The organism is Enterobacteriaceae endosymbiont of Macroplea appendiculata, assembly GCF_012571605.1.
GTDB lineage: Bacteria > Pseudomonadota > Gammaproteobacteria > Enterobacterales > Enterobacteriaceae.
On sequence record NZ_CP046220.1, the window covers coordinates 205,573 to 226,671 of the forward strand.

14 protein-coding genes and 1 tRNA gene are annotated in these 21,099 nt (G+C 22.9%); 12 read left to right on the forward strand and 3 right to left on the reverse strand.

What is annotated here, in order from left to right; translation table 11 throughout:
- Positions 1-28: 28 nt before the first annotated feature.
- Positions 29-101 (reverse strand) — tRNA-Ile (locus GJT86_RS00980).
- 50 nt (positions 102-151) lie between these two features.
- Entirely contained in the window at positions 152-1,594 is a 1,443-nt protein-coding gene (locus GJT86_RS00985) for a trypsin-like peptidase domain-containing protein (protein ID WP_168920435.1), read from the reverse strand.
- Positions 1,595-1,762: 168 nt separating this feature from the next.
- On the opposite strand from GJT86_RS00985, the gene rpiA reads away from it, so the two are divergent.
- The 4 genes from rpiA to corA all read left to right on the forward strand — a co-directional run bounded on the left by rpiA (position 1,763) and on the right by corA (position 6,637).
- Positions 1,763-2,449, forward strand: coding sequence for a ribose-5-phosphate isomerase RpiA (gene rpiA / locus GJT86_RS00990; RefSeq protein WP_168920436.1), 687 nt, complete (start codon positions 1,763-1,765; stop codon positions 2,447-2,449).
- A gap of 68 nt (positions 2,450-2,517) precedes the next feature.
- Complete coding sequence (dapF, locus tag GJT86_RS00995; RefSeq protein ID WP_211080492.1) at positions 2,518-3,348, forward strand: diaminopimelate epimerase; 831 nt, start codon at positions 2,518-2,520, stop codon at positions 3,346-3,348.
- A gap of 64 nt (positions 3,349-3,412) precedes the next feature.
- Entirely contained in the window at positions 3,413-5,602 is a 2,190-nt protein-coding gene (locus GJT86_RS01000) for a UvrD-helicase domain-containing protein (RefSeq protein WP_168920437.1), read from the forward strand.
- Between the two features lie 84 nt (positions 5,603-5,686).
- Positions 5,687-6,637: a magnesium/cobalt transporter CorA gene (gene corA / locus GJT86_RS01005; RefSeq protein WP_168920438.1), complete on the forward strand. Its 951-nt coding sequence runs from the start codon at positions 5,687-5,689 to the stop codon at positions 6,635-6,637.
- 198 nt (positions 6,638-6,835) lie between these two features.
- Here the strand turns inward: corA and GJT86_RS01010 are convergent, their stop codons facing one another.
- Positions 6,836-8,281: an amino acid permease gene (locus GJT86_RS01010; RefSeq protein WP_168920439.1), complete on the reverse strand. Its 1,446-nt coding sequence runs from the start codon at positions 8,279-8,281 to the stop codon at positions 6,836-6,838.
- A gap of 330 nt (positions 8,282-8,611) precedes the next feature.
- Between GJT86_RS01010 and GJT86_RS01015 the strand changes: the two genes are divergently transcribed.
- From GJT86_RS01015 to aceE, 8 genes are all read left to right on the forward strand, one after another.
- The gene (locus tag GJT86_RS01015) at positions 8,612-11,323 is read left to right on the forward strand and encodes a 2-oxoglutarate dehydrogenase E1 component (protein WP_425483777.1); all 2,712 of its coding nucleotides are present in this window, start codon (positions 8,612-8,614) and stop codon (positions 11,321-11,323) included.
- A 25-nt stretch (positions 11,324-11,348) separates the two neighbouring features.
- Positions 11,349-12,467 (forward strand): 2-oxo acid dehydrogenase subunit E2, encoded by a 1,119-nt coding sequence (locus GJT86_RS01020; protein ID WP_168920440.1) that lies wholly within the window; start codon positions 11,349-11,351, stop codon positions 12,465-12,467.
- Between the two features lie 116 nt (positions 12,468-12,583).
- Positions 12,584-14,149, forward strand: a complete 1,566-nt coding sequence (locus GJT86_RS01025; RefSeq protein WP_168920441.1) for a cytochrome ubiquinol oxidase subunit I — start codon at positions 12,584-12,586, stop codon at positions 14,147-14,149.
- Positions 14,150-14,151: 2 nt separating this feature from the next.
- Positions 14,152-15,294 (forward strand): cytochrome d ubiquinol oxidase subunit II, encoded by a 1,143-nt coding sequence (gene cydB / locus GJT86_RS01030; protein WP_168920442.1) that lies wholly within the window; start codon positions 14,152-14,154, stop codon positions 15,292-15,294.
- Between the two features lie 28 nt (positions 15,295-15,322).
- Positions 15,323-15,412 (forward strand): cytochrome bd-I oxidase subunit CydX, encoded by a 90-nt coding sequence (gene cydX / locus GJT86_RS01035; protein WP_168920443.1) that lies wholly within the window; start codon positions 15,323-15,325, stop codon positions 15,410-15,412.
- Positions 15,413-15,504: 92 nt separating this feature from the next.
- Positions 15,505-16,197, forward strand: a complete 693-nt coding sequence (locus GJT86_RS01040; protein ID WP_168920444.1) for a MotA/TolQ/ExbB proton channel family protein — start codon at positions 15,505-15,507, stop codon at positions 16,195-16,197.
- A 192-nt stretch (positions 16,198-16,389) separates the two neighbouring features.
- The gene (gene parE, locus GJT86_RS01045) at positions 16,390-18,291 is read left to right on the forward strand and encodes a DNA topoisomerase IV subunit B (RefSeq protein WP_168920445.1); all 1,902 of its coding nucleotides are present in this window, start codon (positions 16,390-16,392) and stop codon (positions 18,289-18,291) included.
- 135 nt (positions 18,292-18,426) lie between these two features.
- On the forward strand, positions 18,427-21,093 hold the full coding sequence (aceE, locus tag GJT86_RS01050; RefSeq protein ID WP_168920446.1) for a pyruvate dehydrogenase (acetyl-transferring), homodimeric type: 2,667 nt from the start codon (positions 18,427-18,429) through the stop codon (positions 21,091-21,093).
- The last annotated feature ends 6 nt before the right edge of the window (positions 21,094-21,099 follow it).

The window sequence follows — 21,099 nt, forward strand, 5'->3', positions numbered from 1 at the left end:
CATTTATACTTGCAAATAGAATTTATAATAGCCCTTGTTGGATTTGAACCAACGACCTAACGATTATGAGTCGTTTGCTCTAACCGCTGAGCTAAAGGGCTAATAACTATAATATATAAAATAATATTATTAATTACAACAAAATTTTTTATTAGTTATTTATTATAATAAATAAGTCATGTTTTGTACGTAAAATATGTAAAACAATTATATTTTTTTTTTTATATTTTAAAAATATTTTTTCCATATCTTTTATATTATAAATTTTATGATTATTTACTTCAAAAATAATATCATTTTTTTGCAATCCTATTTGTTTATATATAGAATTATATTGAATATTATTAATACGGACACCAAAAATTTTATGGTTTCCCCCCTGACTAATAATATTAGTCAAATTAACTCCAGTTAAAAAATCTTGTTTTACATTATATTTTATATTATCTTCAACATTTTGTAATGTTACTATAACATTTTTAATAAAAAGACCTTGTCTATTAATTCCTAATTTAATTTTTGTACCTGCTGGATAAGTACTTACTTTAGCGCGTAATAACATATAATCATTAATTTTTTTATTATTTAAATGAGTAATAATATCACCAGCTTTTAAAGCTGATTTTTTATTCCAGACTTCTTGTACAAATATACCTGAAATATTTTTTTTTATATGTAACGCATCATGTAAATTATTATCAAGATTAGTTGCAGAAATACCTAAAAAACCATGTTGCATGGTACCAAATAGATTAATTTGTCGTATAAATCTTTTTATTGTATTACTAGGTATAGCAAAACCAACACCCACATTACCACCATTAGATGATGCTACAATAGCAGTATTCATACCAACTAATTCTCCATTTAGATTAATTAAAGCACCACCAGAATTACCACGATTAATAGCAGCATCAGTTTGAATAAATTCTTCGAAACGGTTAGTATTAACACCAGAACGTTCTAAAGCAGAAATAATTCCTGTTGTTACTGTATTACCTAAACCAAAAGGATTACCAATTGCTATAACATAATCACCAACATTTACAGTATCAGAATTAGCCATCCTTATTTCTTGTAACATAATATTAGGATTAATTTTGATTATAGCAATATCTGATTTCATGTCTTTATAAATTATTGTAGCTAAATAAGTCATGCCATTATTTAATTTTACAGTAATAGTATTAGCATGATCAATAACATGACTATTAGTGATAATAAAACCTTTATTAGCATTAATAATGATGCCAGAACCAATAGCATTAAATTTTTCTTCTACAGTATTTTCAATATTACTACATAAAGGCGAATTAAAATATGATGAATTTGGTTCACATAAATGTTGCTCAATAATAAAATTTTGTAATTTTTCTGGAATAGTAAAATTTTTTGTAATAATACTGCCATCAACATGTATGCTTACTACAGCAGATATTACTTTTTCTATTATAGGAGCTAAAGTAGGTTTTTTTTGTGCAACAATTATATTTTTTCTAAAAAATACTGGATTTTGAATATTAGTAGCATAACATGTGTGTATATTTGTTATCCAAATAACAAATATACATAATAATAATTTAATTTTTCGCATAAAAATATTTTCTCATAAAAAATTTAATATAGTAAAATATTAATTTTATTTAAAATATTGTTCATATTAATTACATATTTATTTACCATTTTTTCATAGTTATACAAATTTTTGATTAAATGCTGTATAATATAAATATTATATCAATGGATAATTTTTATAATAAAAATGTATAGTCAATTAAAAAAAAATGCTTCTAAATGTGCTTTAAAATATATAAATAATAACAATATTATTGGTATTGGTTCAGGTACTACGATGCTTCATTTTATTAAAATATTAAGTAAAATGCAAAAAAATATTCTTGGTGTAGTTGCAGCATCAAAAATATCTATAAAAACATTAAAAAAATATAATTTTAATATATATAATATACATGATATAAATCATATTAATATATATTTTGATAGTGCTGATGAAATTAATCAAGATATGCAAATGATTAAAGGTGGGGGAGGAGCATTAACTAATGAAAAAATTATTGCAAATTTTTCTAAAATTTTTGTTTGTATAGTAGATCAATCTAAGATTGTTAATAATTTAGGTATCACACATCCTTTACCTATCGAAATTATACCTAATTCTAAATCTTATATTACTAAAATAATATCTAATTTAGGTGCAATTGTAAAATGTCGTCCAAATTTTATAACAGAACATGGTAATATAATATTAGATGTTTATAACTTAAATATTTATAATCCAATTAAAACTGAAGAATATATTAATGCTATTCCTGGTGTTATTACAGTTGGTTTATTTGCAAATAGGCCAGCAGATATTGTAGTAATTGGTAAAAAAAATCTATTAGTTTCTACTAAATATAATAAGCATTTTAAAAAAATATTTGTTTAATTATAATTAATTATTATGTAATCTAAATTTATATAAAAATATGATTTATTATAAATTAATATCATTATATGAATATTAAATTTTCTAAAATGCATGCATTAGGTAATGATTTTGTTATCACAAATAACATTCAACAAAAATTAATATTAAATTCTAATATTATTAAACAATTGTCTAATAGACATACTGGAATAGGTTTCGATCAGTTATTAATTGCAGAAATATCTAATGTTGCAAATATTGATTTTAATTATCGAATTTTTAATGCAGATGGTACTGAAGTAGAACAATGTGGTAATGGCGCACGATGTTTTGCATTGTATTTAAAAAAAAAATGTTTAACTTTAAAAAATAATATTTTTGTCAAAACTAAAAACAGGGTTTTAAAAATAAAATTTTTAGATAATAATATTATTTGTGTAAATATGGGAATACCATTATTTTTACCAAAAGATATTCCTTATATTACTAATAAAACACAAGAAAATTATAAAATAAAATTTCATAATAAATATGTATATTTTAATATAGTTTCTATAGGTAATCCCCATTGTGTTATTCAAGTACCGTCAATTAATAATTATCCTGTAAAACTTATTGGTTCTTTTATTGAAGATCATCATGTTTTTCCTAAGAAAATTAATGTTAATTTCATGGAAATAGTAAATAATACAAATATTAAGTTACGTGTTTATGAAAGAGGTGTTGGCGAAACATATTCATGTGGTTCTGGTGCTTGTGCATCTGTGGCTGTTGGAATAAAAAAAAAATTGTTATCTCATAATGTACAAGTAGACTTAATGGGTGGTTACGTTAAAGTTATATGGGATCATGTGACCAGTAATTTATTTTTATTAGGTACAGCATGTCATATTTATGATGGCAATATAAATATATAAAATAATATATATATGTATTTATTTTCGTCTACAACTAAATATTTTAAAATATATAAAGAAAACCATGAATTTATTAAAAAATTTAAATAATCAGCAATGTGCAGTCATTATGTCTGAAAGAAACAATATTTTGATATTAGCTGGTGCTGGTAGTGGCAAAACATTAGTATTAGTTAGACGTATAGCATGGTTAATTCATAAAATGCAGTGTTCTGCACATACAATTTTAGCCGTAACATTTACTAATAAAGCAGCTAATGAATTAAAAAATAGAATAAAAAAAATTGTAAATGATACTGATTATACCAATATTTGGGTTGGTACTTTCCATAGTTTAGCATATTATATTTTAAGAATATATTATGCAGAAGCAATTTTACCTAAACATTTCCAAATTATAGATAATGATGATCAAAAAAAAATAATTAAACGTATCATACAAAAACATAATTTGAAAGAACGTATATATTCCGTAGAACACATTATCAGATATATTAATATAAAAAAAAATTCTTATACAGAACATATACACAACTTTCATAATATTAATTTAGATTCTAAATTAAATTGGATATATGAAGAATATCAAAAATTATGTCAAGAAAATGGTGTCATAGATTTTAATGAGTTAATTATACGTGTATACAAATTATTTTTAATGCATCCAAAAATTTTGGATATATATCAAAATAAATTTAGAAATATATTTATTGATGAATTTCAAGATACTAATAATATTCAATATAATTTAATTAATTTGTTGTATCGTAAAGAATATAATACATGTATCACAGTAGTAGGTGATGACGATCAATCTATTTATGGTTGGCGTGGTGCACAAGTTAAAAATATACAAAAATTTAAAAAAGATTTTTATAATGTTAAAACAATATTATTAGAACAAAATTATAGATCTACTAATAATATTTTACATGCTGCTAATACACTAATTACAAATAATAATAATCGATTTAAAAAAACATTATGGACTAAATCTCATTATGGACATCGAATATCTATATATGTTGCATATAATGAATATGATGAAGCCGATTATATTATAAAATATATTAAAAATAATATAGTAAATAAAAAAATATCATTTAATGATATTGCTATTTTATATAGAAATAACACACAATCACGTATAATAGAAGAAAAAATGATCAGTTTAAATATTCCATATTGTATTTATGGTGGTATTCGTTTTTTTGATCGTCAAGAAATTAAACATGCATTGGCATATTTACGTTTAATTATTAATTTTTACGATGATAATGCATTTGAACGTATTTATAATGTTCCTAAACGAGGAATAGGTATTAATACTTTTAATGTAGTTAAAGTGATTGCACAACAATATAATTTATGTTTTTGGGATGCTTGTATAAAAATTACAAGACAAAAAAATATTATAAATACTACTTCATTAAATGCTTTAAATAAATTTATTCAATTAATTATGTGTTTAAAAAAAAGTATATTGCACTATACTTTATCTAAATTCATAGAAAAAATTATTAATGATTCTAGTTTATTAGAAATGTATAAAGTAAATAATTATTCAAAAATATATTCGTCACAAATTGATAATTTGCAAGAATTAATTGTTTCTGCAAAAAATTTTAGCAAACATTATATATCTATAAAACATAATATTGTGCCATCTACGAAAAAAATTGCTATTGAATTTCTCTCACAAAATATATTAATGACAGAACATATTAATGTTGTAGAAAAAAATAATAATAAAAAACAACAATTAGTACGTTTAATGACTATACATTCTTCGAAAGGACTAGAATTTAATATAGTATTTATTATTGGCATGGAAGAAGGTATTTTCCCAAATAAAATATCTTCAAGTAATATTAATGAATTATATGAAGAAAGACGTTTAGCTTATGTTGGTATTACTAGAACAAAAAGAAAACTAGTATTAACGTATACCAAAAATAGAACAATTTATGGAAAGGAAAATTGTACAAAACCATCTCGGTTTATACATGAATTACCCTATGAATGTATTAAATATATTAATTGTTATAAAGAAACTTCAATTATACAAAAACCATTATTATCTAATACATATTATTTAATTGGGCAAATTGTATATCATAAATATTTTGGTAAAGGTATTATTTTACAAAAAGAACTATTTAAAAAAAATTATAAGTTAAAAATAAAATTTGATAAAATTGGTATAAAATGGATTATATCTAGTTTTATAACAGTAAATAATACAACATTATAATAATTTTAATGTAATATATAACAAAAAATGATTATTTTATAATTATTACAACCATGATATCTACATATAAATGAGAACTATAATATGTTTCATGCTTTTAAAATAAAAAAAAAACATTTAATACGTTTAGAACTTAATGATTATAATGATATTGTTAATGCTATTTGGATCGATTTAATTAAACCTGCTAAAGATGAAAGAGAAAAATTATATCATTTGTTAGGACAAAATTTAGCAACTAGACCAGAATTAGAAGATATTGAAGCTTCAGCAAGATTTTTTGAAAATGATGAAGGATTACATATTCATTCATTTTTTTTTTATGAAGATATTGAAGATCGTGCTGGTAATACCACTGTAGCGTTTACTATTAAAAATGGCAGATTATATACTTTAAGAGAAAGAGAACTACCAGCTTTTCGCTTATATCGTATGCGTTTTCGCAATCACGTATTATTAGATGGTAATCCTTATGAATTATTATTAGATTTATTTGAAACTAAAATAGAACAATTAGCAGATGCAATAGAAAATGTATATACTGATTTAGAGTTATTAAGTAGGATTATTATGCTAGGACATCAAGATGATCAATTTGATAATGCATTATCTACTTTATCTGAATTAGAAGATATTGGTTGGAAAGTAAGATTATGTTTAATGGATACACAAAGAGCATTAAATTTTTTAATGCGTAAAGATAGATTACCAATTAACCATATGGAACAAGCAAGAGAAATTTTACGTGATATTGAATCATTATTACCACATAATGAATCATTATTACAAAAAGTAAATTTTTTAATGCAAGCAGCTATGGGTTTTATTAATATTGAACAAAATAGAATTATAAAAATTTTTTCCTTAGTATCTGTAATATTTTTACCACCAACATTAGTTGCATCAATTTATGGTATGAATTTTAATAGTTTACCTGAATTAAGATGGTCGTATGGATATTTATATGCATTAATACTTATGGTTATATCTGCTATAGCACCATATTTGTATTTTAAAAAAAAAAAATGGTTATAAGTAATATAAGTTATATAAAAAAAATATTTTAAGTATTCATTATAATTTCAAAATTTAATAAAAAAACATTTTTCCTTTAAAAAATGCATAAAAAATATGTTTTACTAATATAAATAAACAACAAGTGTATAAAAAACCTTGTTGTTTGTTATATAGAAACAATAAACAGATTAAATATATATTTATTTTTTTGTACTATTATGTATTTTTGTTTTTTTGCATAAAAAACCATCCTATATATAGGATTAATGATAATATAGGCACACAACATATTGCATATGTACCACTAGGATAATTACAAGCTATAGTACAGAGTATAAAAAAAAGAAATAATAATGTACACCACGATGTTAATGGGGATCCTGGCATCTTATAACTAACTTCTTTAATTTTTCCTTGCCGTATTGCCTGTCTTAATTTTATTTGACATATTAAAATAAATGTCCATGATGTGATGACACCTAAAGATGCAATATTTAGTATTATTACAAATATATTATTTGTTAAAAAATCACTAATGTACATACCTATTAAATAAACAATAACAGTTATTATAATACTAATATACGGTATTTTATATCTATTCATTTTAATAAAAATTCTAGGAGCAACATTACCTATTGCCATAGCACGTAAAATTCTACCAATAGAATATAAACCAGAATTTAAACTAGATAAAGCGGCACTTATAATTACAATATTCATAAAAGAATCCATATAAGGTATTCTAAATTTTTGTAATACAGTAATAAATGGACTAATATATCCTTTATATTGATTTAATGGTATTAGCAATATTAATAATGTAATAGAACCTATATAAAATAACATAATTCTCCAAATTACTCCATTAATTGCTTTTGGTAAAGTTTGATGAGGATTTTGGCATTCTCCAGCTGTTACACCAATTAATTCGATAGATGCAAAAGAAAAAATAACACCTTGTGTTAATAATATAGTTTTCCATATTCCATATGGAAAAAAAATATATTTATTATTATTAGTAATAAAATTCATTGTTGCATCAATAGGTATATTAATAATTAAATAATGAAAAATATAATAACTACATAAAATAAAAGTACCTATCAATAAAAATGAAACTAAAGTAAATACTTTAATAAAAGCTAACCAAAATTCTATTTCAGCAAAATATTTCACGCCAATAACATTTATTATACATACTATTAATAATGTAATCATTACTAATATCCATGTAGAAATATTATGGAAATAATACCATCTGTGCATATATAGTGATATTGCCATCATATCAACTATTCCTGTCATGATCCAATTTATAAAATACATCCACCCAGATACATATTCAGCATATTTTCCTAAAAATTCTCTTGAATATGAGATAAAACTACCACTAGATGGTTTATATGATATTAATTCACCTAAAGCACGCATTATTAAATAACAGAAAAAACCACATATAATATACATTATAATTAATGATGGTCCCATAATTTTTAATCTAATACTAGAACCTAAAAATAATCCTGAACCTATAGTTCCTCCTAAAGCTATCATTTGTATATGTCTATTACTCATAACTTTATTATAATGTGAATTTGTTATTTTTTGTTGTAAATTATTTTTTTTAGTATTATGAAGATCCTTTTTAATTAAATTCATATAATTTTCTCTCAATAAATGTGCAAAAATTTAATATTCTATTAAACATAAAATTAATCTAGTATATAAATTAAATGCATATGATTTTTATCATAATTAACTCTTTATATGTCAAAATAATTAATTGATCTTTATTATAGATATAAGTATATTTATAAAAATTTTGCAGATAATATATCCTTATAACAAACTTTAAAAACATATAATTAGTTTTATATAACTAAAAATAAAACAAAATGATTTTATAGTGAAATATTATATTATTTTTTATAATAAAATATGTAATTATGCAAATTTATTGTTTGATAGTTATATAAAAGTAAATTTCATATGATAAATTATCAGAGTATAAAAATGAATCAAAATTATTTACATTGGTTTATAAATAGTATTAATATTACTTATATAGAAGAATTATATAGGCAATTTTTAACTCATCCTCAATCTATTCATGACACATGGCATATTTTTTTTACTAATTTAAATAAAAATATACATATAAATAAAAAAAATATAGCAGATATTATGCCTTTACAACATCAACAAGTTCTAGAAAAAAAAGTATTACAAGCAATTCATGCTTTTAGAAGTATAGGACATTATTATGCTAAAAATAATTTTTTATGTGTACAAAATATAAATAAAAACTTAACCATGCAAACATTTAATATTGATATACAAGATATTAATAAAAAAATATTGCTATGTAATAACATGAAAAGTATTCAAGATATTTTTTATAAATACCAACAAATATATTGCTCTTCTATCGGTATAGAATATATACATTTACCTTCTAAAGAACAAATTTTTTTACAAAAAAAAATAGAACTATCTACTTATCATTTTAATAATGATGAAAAAAAAATATTTTTAGAAGAACTAATTGCTACAGAAACCTTTGAAAAATTTCTTGGGAAAAATTTTCCAGGAACTAAAAGATTTTCTATAGAAGGTTGTGATGTAATAATTCCTGTTATGAAAGAAGTAATACGTTATATAAGTAATACTACGCTACAAAAAACAAATAATATTATTATTGGCATGGCACATCGTGGTAGATTAAATGTATTAGCAAATATTATGGGTAAAAGTATACAACAGATTATTAATGAATTTAATGAAACTGATATTGATGTATCTATTATAGATGATGTCAAATATCATCTTGGTTATTCTTCTGTAATTAATATACATAAGAAAAATATAAATTTGCATTTAGTATGTAATCCTTCACATTTAGAATATATTAATCCTGTAGTTATGGGTATCACAAGATCATATTATGATTCTTCTAGTAAAAATATGATATTACCAATTATAATACATGGGGATGCATCAATTATAGGACAAGGAATAGTACAAGAAACATTAAATATGTCATATACTAATGGATATAATATTTATGGTACTATACATATTATTATTAATAACCAAATTGGTTTTACTAATTCAGCTATTAATGATTTAAGATCAAGTTATTATTGTACAGATATAGCCAAGATAACTTGTTGTCCTATTTTTCATGTGAATGCAGATAGTATAGAAGATGTTATTTATATAATAAGATTAGCCATAATGTATAGAAATTATTTTCATAAAGATGTTTTTATTGATTTAGTTTCATATAGAAGACATGGTCATAGTGAAATTGATGATCCATATATGACACAACCTATGATGTATAATTTAATTAAACAACATGATACCGTGCAAACTATATATCAACAAAAACTATTATCAGAAAAACTTATTGATCAAAAATTTATATATAAATTATATTATAAATATAATACTTTATTACAAAAAAAATATCGTTTAACATATACAAAACAAATTTATCCAAAAAATTTACATAAAAATAATACAAGTACAAATAACCATTTTACTAAAGAAACTTTAAAAAAGTTACTTTATACTATAAGTATAATTCCTAAATTTATTAATATACACAAACTTGTTAAAAAAATTTATTTAGACAGACTTTTAATGTGTGAAGAAAAAAAATTATTAGATTGGGGCGCAGCTGAAAGCTTAGCATATGCAACTGTACTTACACAAGGTTTATCTTGTCGTATCTCTGGTGAAGATAGCATTAGAGGAACGTTTGCACATAGACATGCTATTATATATGATCAAAATAATGATAATATTTATATACCTCTACAAAATATTAGTACTACACAAGGAAATTTTTATATTTATAATTCTGTTTTATCAGAAGCATCCGTATTAGGTTTTGAATATGGCTATACTCTACATAATCGTAATTTAACGATATGGGAAGCACAATTTGGAGATTTTGCAAATGCTAGCCAAGTCATTATAGATCAATTTATTATTTCTGGTAAAAAAAAATGGAATTATATATCTAATTTAGTATTATTATTACCACATGGTTATGAAGGTCAAGGTCCAGAACATTCTTCAGCTAGGATAGAAAGATATTTACAATTGTGTGCAGAAAATAATATACAATTATGTGTACCAACAACATCCGCACAAATATATCATTTGTTATGTACACAAATACATAATAATAAACCATTAATTATTTTTACACCTAAATCACTTTTAAGATATGAATTATCTTTTTCATCTTTAAATTCTTTTGTAAATAATAATTTCATTAAAGTATTAATAGAAACAGAAATAATACATAATATTCAACGTGTTATTTTTTGTACTGGCAAAATATATTATGAGTTATTGGAATATAGAAAAAAAAATAATCATGTTAATACTGCTTTAATAAGAATTGAACAACTATATCCTTTCCCTATACAGGATTTAACAGAAATTATTCATAAATATGTAATATGTGTTAAAAATTTTTTTTGGTGTCAAGAAGAACCCGAAAATCAAGGTGCTTGGATATATATCCAATATAATTTCTATAAAAAATTACATTACCATATTAACTATATAGGTAGGGGTAAATCAGCTTCTACAGCAACTGGATACATTTCTATACATAAAAAACAACAAGATAAAATATTATTTACTGCTTTTAATGCTGATAATCTTTTGTTAAAAAAATAATTTCATAAAATAAGGAAAATATTATATGAATAATATTAATATTATTGTTCCAGAATTACCAGAGTCAGTAAACAATGCTATTATTATACAATGGCATAAAAAACCAGGTGATATTATTAATATTGATGATGTTTTAGTAGATTTAGAAACAGATAAAATAGTATTAGAAATACCTGCTACTGTTCATGGTATTTTAAAACAAATATTAGTATCACAAAACAGTAAAGTACAATCACAACAAATAATTGGTGTGATAGAACAAATAATTCAGAATAATGATATTAATATTAAAACAAATACTTCTATAAAAAATTATCAAAAAAAATGTATACAACAAAATAAGCAATTTTATAGTCCTTCTACTAGACGTAAAATGTCTGTACAGAACAATATATTACAAGATATACAAAAGAATAAACCACTCATGTCAGAATATACAACATTAAAAAATAAAAAACGTATTCCTATGACACCTATTAGACAACAAATTACTAAACAATTAATGTTATCTAAAAATAATACAATTACATTAACAACTTTTAACGAAGTTAATATGGAGCAAATACAAATTATTAGAAAGAAATATGCTTCTAACATTCAACAAGAATATCAAATTAAATTAGGATTTATGCCTTTTTATATTAAAGCTTCTGCAATTGCTTTAAAAAAATATCCTCAAATTAATGCGTATATTGATAATCAAGATATCATTTATAATGATACATATCATATTAATATAGCAATAGCTACACAAAGAGGTTTAATCACACCAATTATTAAAAATACTGATATACTATCAATTATATCTCTTGAAAAGAAAATCCAAATTTTACTTTGTAAAAGTAATAATAATAAATTAACTCTAGATGAGTTATCTAGTGGTACATTTACTATTACTAATGGGGGTGTATTCGGATCATTAATGTCTACTCCTATTATTAATCCACCACAAAGTGCTATTTTAGGCATACATGCAATACAAAATAGACCTATTGTAATTAACAAAGAAATTTGTATTATGCCCATGACGTATTTAGCATTATCATATGATCATCGTTTAATTGATGGAAAAGAAGCAATTAGTTTTTTAGTATATTTAAAAAAATTATTAGAAGATCCTATAATATTATTATTAAATATGTAAATTTAATAAAAAATATTTTTTATATATAAATGTTGTATTAAACTTAATAAGTTATCAAAATAATTATATATAATTATTTATAAATTAATTAAATAGAAAAACATTAGGTGATGATTATGTTTAATGTAGTTAATTTATCAAGATGGCAATTTGCATTAACCGCTATGTATCATTTTATTTTTGTTCCGTTAACATTAGGCATGTCTTTCTTATTAGCAATTATGGAAACTATATATGTTATATCTAATAAAAGTATATATAGGGATATGACAAAATTTTGGAGTAAATTATTTGGTATTAATTTTGCATTAGGGATCGCTACAGGTTTAACAATGGAATTTCAATTTGGTACTAATTGGTCTTATTATTCACATTATGTAGGAGATATATTTGGTGCACCATTAGCCATAGAGGGTTTAATGGCATTTTTTTTAGAATCTACTTTTGTAGGATTATTTTTTTTAGGTTGGGAACGACTAAATAAAATCCAACATGTTATTACAACATGGCTAGTTGCTTTAGGATCAAATTTATCTGCTTTATGGATTTTAATTGCTAATGGTTGGATGCAAAATCCTATAGCATCACATTTTAATTATAAAACAATGCGTATGGAAATGGATAACTTATGGAATTTAATATTTAATCCAGTTGCACAAGTTAAATTTGTACATACTGTGGCTGCAGGATATACTACTGGAGCTGTTTTTGTTATTGGCATTAGTTCATATTATTTATTAAAAAAAAGAGATATATTATTTGCAAAAAAATCTATTATTATTGCAGCTAGTTTTGGCTTAGCATCTATATTATCTGTAATGGTATTAGGTGATGAATCAGGTTATCAAATAGGAGATGTACAAAAAACAAAATTAGCTGCTATTGAAGCAGAATGGGAAACACAAAAACCTCCAGCATCTTTTACCATCTTTAGTATACCTAATCAAAATAAACAAACTAATAAATATTCTATTTCTGCACCTTATATGTTAGGTATGATTGCGACAAGATCACTTAACACTCCTATTATGGGTATTAAAGAGATAACTAAAAATTATGAAATAAGAATACGTAATGGTATACAAGCTTTAAAAGCTTTAGAACAAATTAATAGTGGTTATTATAATACTCATATTCTAAAAATATTTAATAAATATCAAAAAGATCTAGGATATGGATTATTAATTAAACAATATCATTATCATGATTTAAATCTTATTAATAACGATGATATCAAAAAAATAGCACAGAATGCCATTCCATTAGTTTTGCCATTATTTTTTGCGTTTCGTATTATGGTTGCTATTAGCATAATTTTATTAATAACTATGGCTGTTGTATTTTTTTATGCTTTAAAAAACAATATCAATCACAAAAAATATTTATTAAGATTTTGTTTATATATTATTCCTTTACCTTGGATTGCTTCTGAATCAGGTTGGTTCGTTGCTGAATATGGACGCCAACCATGGGCTATTGGTGAAATATTACCTACATTTATGGCTGCTTCTACTATAGATATATCAGAAATATTGTTTTCTATAATTATGATTACTATAATTTATACTATATTATTTATTATAGAATTATATTTTATGTTTAAGATTGCACGTATAGGACCTAGTGTTTTACAAACAGGTAAATATTTCTTTGAGCAAAATATCAATAAAATTAGAGATTAAAAATGTTAAATTATGAAATATTATGTATTATTTGGTATATTTTAATAGTTATTTTAATAACTGGATTTATGATTACTGATGGTTTAGATATGGGTGTAGGTATTTTATTATTTATACTTGGACGGAAAAAAATTGATAGAAGAATAATTATTAATACTATTGCTCCTCATTGGGATGGTAATCAAGTATGGTTTATTACAGCTGCTGGAGCAATGTTTGCTGCTTGGCCTAATGTCTATGCTACTTTATTTTCTAGTTTTTATATAATTATGTTTATATTACTTATTTTTTTATTTTTACGTCCTATAGGTTTTGAATATCGTACAAAACTACCTAATACAATATGGGAAACTATTTGTGATATATTTATTGCAATAGGTAGTATTATGCCGACTATTGCAATAGGAACCATATTAGGTTATATATTACAAGGAATACCTTTTTATTTTGACAAATACTATCATATTTATTATAACAGAGAGATATTATTACCTTTTAGTTTATTTAATTTTATGATTATAATAACTACTATATTGGTTGTATTAAATCAAGCTGCTACATTTTTACAATTAAGAATTAATGATAAAAATATTAATAATAAATTAAATATTATTATACCTATGATATCTATGTCTTTAATATTTATGATCATAATAACATTTACATATATTATATTTTATATACGAGGTTATAAATTAAATGTATTAAATATACAAGCAATGCACTATTTACCTCTGATAACATCAGATATAGCATATAGTGAAGGATTTTGGATAAATAATTTTATAAAAAATACATATCTGTGGATTATACCAATAAGTAGTATTATAAATTTACTATGTCTTATAGTATTATCAATATACCAAAAACATATACTTGCTTTTATTTGTTCTATATATAATATAATTAGTATCATTACCACTATAGCAATCGCAATATTTCCTTTTATTGTTCCTTCGACATATGCAAATTATAGTTTAACAATTTGGAATGCTGCATCTAGTAGATTAACATTAAGTATTATGTTATATGTAGCGTTAATTTTTATACCAATTATTTTATTATATTCATATTGGTGTTATAAAAAAATGTTTTTTAAAATTACTAAACAACATATTAAAAAAAATCCTTTAAACTATTATTAAAAAATTTTATAGGAGAATAATAAATATTATGTGGTATTTTACTTGGTTTATTGGTGTATTATTAGCATGTAGTTTTAGTATTCTTGTATCTTTAGCACAAGAATATTATTTACAATAATACTCTATATTTATAGATAGTATTTTTCTATCAAAAAATTTAACATATAATTTGACTAGCAATATTATTTTTTAACATTGAAAAGATAGTTTATGAATATTTGTAATATTTTATGGCAATCCATGTTAATTATAAAATTATCAATAATAATTTTATTAATTATATTTTGTATATCATTTATTATTATTGTAAAAAAATATTTTTTAATTACTCAATTATTATATCTTTTAATTATTTTTAAAAAAACATTTTGGTCTGGAAAAGATTTATCCGATATATATAAAAACATACAAACGCAAAAAAATATTTTTGGTATTGAAAAAATATTTTATGAAGGATTTAAAAAATTTACCCAAACTTGCGATTATATTACAAATATTCCAGAAATTATAATTAAAGATACTACTGTAACTATCAATTTATATATTAAACAAGAATTAATAGAATTACAGTCTTACATGATGTATTTAGATATCATTAATATAATTATAAGATACCTAATCATATTGGGTAATATTTATATTATATTTGGTATATATCAATCTTTAATGTATTTTAAATTAAATATAATATTCACACATTTATCATTTAATATTTTTGCTACATTAATTATGTTAATTATAGGAATTTCTATTAAAACGTTTATCACAATAAGTTATAATATTATTAATCAATATATAAAAAATATATTATTACAATATAATTTATTTACACAAGAGATATTATTAATGTTGTATAAAAAAATTTTTTTTAAAAAAAATTTTGTTAATTATATGAATAAATAATAAAAATTTTAATAATGACAAAACATATAAAAAAATATTATTTTATTATATAATTAATGATTTTATATAATAAAATTTTACATATTATGTATGGATTATTTTGATCTCAATAAATAGTTATAAATAATAATTGACTAAGTGTATATTTATTTTATATTAAACATATCAAAATTGCTATTTATTTAATAAATAATGAATCATTTAAATCAATATAACGCTGACTCAATAGAAGTATTAGAAGGGTTAGATCCTGTTAAACGTAGACCTGGTATGTATACTGATCTTACTCATCCTAACCACTTAGGACAAGAAGTAATAGATAATAGTGTAGACGAAGCATTATCTGGATATGCAAAAAATATTACAGTAGTTTTATATAAAGATCAGTCATTAGAAGTAACTGATGATGGCAGAGGCATGCCTATAGATATACATCCTCAAGAAGGTATATCTGCTATAGAACTAATTTTATGCCGTTTACATGCTGGAGGTAAATTTTCAAATAAAAATTATCATTTTTCAGGAGGTTTGCATGGTGTAGGTATTTCAGTTGTTAATGCATTATCAAAAAGAATGGAAGTTAATATATTTCGTAATTGTAAAATATATAATATTGTTTTTGCATATGGTAATAAAATTAAAAATTTAAATATTATTAATAATAATATTAATTATACTGGTACAAATATTAGGTTTTGGCCTGATGAACATTTTTTTGAAAGTACTTTTTTTTTAGCATCTCATTTAGTAAATATATTAAAAGCAAAAGCAATATTATGTCCTGGATTAATAGTTAATTTCCATAATAAAAATACTAAAGAACATTATTCTTGGAATTATCAAAATGGTTTATGTGATTATTTAATGAATTCAACTAAACAACATGTAACTGTACCAGACCAACCATTTATAGGTCATTACCATAGTAATATCAAACAATTAGATTGGGCAGTATTATGGATTCCTAACAATAATTATTGTATTACAGAAAGTTATGTCAATTTAATTCCAACAATATATGGTGGTACACATGTTAATGGTTTAAAATTAGGTTTATTAGAAGGTATAAAAAATTTTTGTTTATTACATAATATGTTATCTAAAAATATTAAATTATGTAGTGATGATATTTGGACACATTGTTCTTATATTTTATCACTTAAAATACAAGATCCACAATTTACTGGGCAAACTAAAGAACGTTTATCTTCCAGACAATGTACTATATTTGTTGCTAATATAGTTCGTGATGCATTTATTTTATGGTTAAATCAAAATATTAAAATCGGTACACATATTGCTAATATGGTAATATCAAATGCTCAAAAACGTATTAGAGAATCTAAAAAAAAAATTAAGAAGAAAAATTATATTAGTTCTATATTACCTGGTAAATTAGCAGATTGTATTATTAAAGATCCAAAACAAACAGAACTATTTTTAGTAGAAGGTGATTCTGCTGGAGGATCTGCTAAACAAGCTAGAGATAAAAATTATCAAGCTGTCATGCCTCTAAAAGGAAAAATTTTAAATACTTGGGAAATTAGTTCTGAAGTAATTTTATCTTCTCAAGAAATATATGATATTATACTAGCTATAGGTATTTATCCTAATAATAGTAATTTAAAAAAATTAAGATATCATAAAATTTGTATTTTAGCTGATGCTGATTCTGATGGTTTACATATTGCAACTTTATTATGTGCTTTATTTATTAAACACTTTTTTCCATTAGTACAAAATGGGAATATTTATGTAGTAATGCCACCATTATATCGTATTGATATAGGTAAAAAAGTTATTTATGCTTTAGATGAAAAAGAAAAATCATTAATTTTAACACAAAATAATCATCAAATAAAAAAACAAAATATTAATGTTCAAAGATTTAAAGGATTAGGAGAAATGAATCCAAAACAATTACGAGAAACAACGTTCAATCCTAGTACAAGAAAACTAATACAACTAATTATTGATAATACTGTTTTAGATAAAAATAAAACTATAGCTATTATGGATATGTTACTTTCGAAGAAAAGATCTGAAGACCGTCGTAAATGGTTACAACAAAAAGGTAATATAACAAATATTTAAATAATTTTAAAATTTGTATATACAAAAAATTATTTTATATATTTTTTTTATATAAAAAAATTTTGTTATTTTAAAATATATTAAATATAATTTAATTTTATCTTCATCGTGTATTTTTACAAGGAAATATATACCATGTCAAAAAAGAAGTACCATGACGTGGATCCCATGGAAACTAATGATTGGATACAATCTATTAAATATGTTCTCCAAGAACATGGCATTCACAGAGCAAAATTTTTATTAAATCAAATAAATAACTATATAAATTATATTCATGATGATGATCATAAAGACAATTATGTAAATACAATTATGTCATCAGAAGAACCTATATATCCTGGTAATATAAATATAGAACGCAAGATACGTAATATTATTCGTTGGAATGCTATTATGATAGTTTTACGAGCTTCACAAAAAAATTTAGATTTAGGTGGGCATATTGCATCATATCAATCTGCAGCACATATATATGAAGTGTGTTTTAATCATATTTTCCAAGCTTATAATAATACTAAAAATGGTGATATAGTTTATTTTCAAGGACATATTTCTCCAGGTATTTATGCTAGAGCTTTTGTAGAAAAAAGGTTAAATGTACAACATTTAGATAATTTTCGTCAAGAAATATGTGGTAAAGGTTTATCATCTTATCCCCATCCTAAACTAATGCCAAATTTTTGGCAATTTCCTACAGTTTCTATGGGTTTAGGTCCGCTTTCAGCAATATATCAAGCAAAATTTTTAAAATATTTACATAATAGAAAATTACAAAATACGTCACACCAAAAAGTTTTTGCATTTTTAGGTGATGGTGAAATGGATGAACCAGAATCTAAAGGAATATTAAATATTGCTGCAAGAGAAAAACTAGATAATTTAATTTTTATCATTAATTGTAATTTACAAAGATTAGATGGACCTGTATATGGTAACGGTAAAATTATTAATGAATTATCAAACTTTTTTTATGGAGCAGGTTGGGAAGTAATAAAAGTGATTTGGGGTCATCGTTGGCAAAAATTATTTGATAATGATAAAACCAATAAATTAATACAATTAGTTAATGAAACAGTAGATGGAGATTTTCAAAACTTAACTTCGAAAAATGGAAATTATATTAGAAATAATTTTTTTAAAAAGTATAATGAAACATTATCATTAGTAGAAAATTTAACAGATATAGATATTGAAAATTTAAATTATGGTGGTCATGATTCTAAAAAAATTTATGCTGCTATAAAAAAAGCTTATCAAATTATAAATAAACCTGTAGTAATATTAATACATACAATTAAAGGTTATGGTCTTGGAGAAATTGCTGAAAGTAAAAATATTGCACATCAAGTTAAAAAAATAGATTTTAAGAGTTTAAAATATATACGTGATAAATTGGCATTACCTATACATGATAGTATTCTACATACATTACCTTATATTTCTTTACCAGAAAATTCTATAGAATTCAAATATTTACATAATCAACGTAAAAATTTAGGTGGTTATGTACCATATCGTCGTGAACGTTTTACTGAAAAAATCATATTGCCTAATATATCAGATTACAATAATTTTTTATATTATTCATCTGAAATACTTTCTACAACAAAAGCATTTGTTCGAATATTAAATATGCTGTTAAGACATATTTTTTTGAAAAATAGAATTGTGCCTATTATAGCAGATGAAGCCCGTACATTTGGTATGGAAGGACTTTTCCGACAAATTGGTATTTATAATTCTAATGGATTAAATTATATTCCACAAGATAAAGAAACTTTATCTTATTATAAAGAAGATATACAAGGACAAATTTTACAAGAAGGTATTAATGAAGCAGGTGCATTTGCTTCTTGGCTAGCTGCCGCAACATCATATTCGACTAATAATTTAGTTATGATTCCATTTTATATTTATTATTCTATTTTTGGTTTCCAACGTATTGGTGATTTTTGTTGGGCTGCTGGAGATCAACAAGCTAAAGGATTTTTAATAGGGGCGACATCTGGTAGAACTACTTTAAATGGCGAAGGTTTACAACATGAAGATGGACATAGTCATATACAATCTTTAACAATACCAAATTGTATTTCTTATGATCCTGCTTACATGTATGAATTAGCTATTATTTTATATAATGGTTTATATCGTATGTATGGTCCACAACAAGAAAATATATATTATTATATAACTATTACTAATGAAAATTATATAATGCCTTCGATAAGCAAAAATATGTCTGCTAATATAATAGAAGGAATATGTAAAGGAATATATCATTTACGTAATATAAATGGCAATAAAAATAATTGCATACAATTATTAGGTTCAGGAGCAATATTACAACATGTTATTCAAGCAGGACAAATTTTATCTGAAGAGTATGATATTAGTTCTCATATTTTTAGTGTAACTTCTTTTACAGAAATTGCACGTGATGGACAAGATTGTGACCATTGGAATATGTTGCATCCTATGGAAAAACGTCGTATACCTTATATAACTAATATTATGCAAAATTACCCTACAGTAGCTGCTACTGACTACATGAAAATTTTTGCAGAACAAATTAGAAAATATGTACCTACAGATAATTATTTTGTATTAGGTACTGATGGTTTTGGTCGTTCTGATAGTAGAGCAAATTTACGTGATTTTTTTGAAATTAGTGCGCCATATATTGTACTTGCTGTATTAAATATTTTATTGGATTTAAATATTATTAGTAATAATATTATTAAACATTTTATCAAACAATATAATATTAATATTAATAAAAAAAATCCTAGAATCTCTTAAAAAGGA

Bases quoted from the DNA above. Each gene is read 5' to 3' on its own strand.
- GJT86_RS00985 (WP_168920435.1), bottom strand. From the start codon at position 1,594: ATGCGAAAAATTAAATTATTATTATGTATATTTGTTATTTGGATAACA.
- rpiA (WP_168920436.1), top strand. From the start codon at position 1,763: ATGTATAGTCAATTAAAAAAAAATGCTTCTAAATGTGCTTTAAAATAT.
- dapF (WP_211080492.1), top strand. From the start codon at position 2,518: ATGAATATTAAATTTTCTAAAATGCATGCATTAGGTAATGATTTTGTT.
- GJT86_RS01000 (WP_168920437.1), top strand. From the start codon at position 3,413: ATGAATTTATTAAAAAATTTAAATAATCAGCAATGTGCAGTCATTATG.
- corA (WP_168920438.1), top strand. From the start codon at position 5,687: ATGTTTCATGCTTTTAAAATAAAAAAAAAACATTTAATACGTTTAGAA.
- GJT86_RS01010 (WP_168920439.1), bottom strand. From the start codon at position 8,281: ATGAATTTAATTAAAAAGGATCTTCATAATACTAAAAAAAATAATTTA.
- GJT86_RS01015 (WP_425483777.1), top strand. From the start codon at position 8,612: ATGATAAATTATCAGAGTATAAAAATGAATCAAAATTATTTACATTGG.
- GJT86_RS01020 (WP_168920440.1), top strand. From the start codon at position 11,349: ATGAATAATATTAATATTATTGTTCCAGAATTACCAGAGTCAGTAAAC.
- GJT86_RS01025 (WP_168920441.1), top strand. From the start codon at position 12,584: ATGTTTAATGTAGTTAATTTATCAAGATGGCAATTTGCATTAACCGCT.
- cydB (WP_168920442.1), top strand. From the start codon at position 14,152: ATGTTAAATTATGAAATATTATGTATTATTTGGTATATTTTAATAGTT.
- cydX (WP_168920443.1), top strand. From the start codon at position 15,323: ATGTGGTATTTTACTTGGTTTATTGGTGTATTATTAGCATGTAGTTTT.
- GJT86_RS01040 (WP_168920444.1), top strand. From the start codon at position 15,505: ATGAATATTTGTAATATTTTATGGCAATCCATGTTAATTATAAAATTA.
- parE (WP_168920445.1), top strand. From the start codon at position 16,390: ATGAATCATTTAAATCAATATAACGCTGACTCAATAGAAGTATTAGAA.
- aceE (WP_168920446.1), top strand. From the start codon at position 18,427: ATGTCAAAAAAGAAGTACCATGACGTGGATCCCATGGAAACTAATGAT.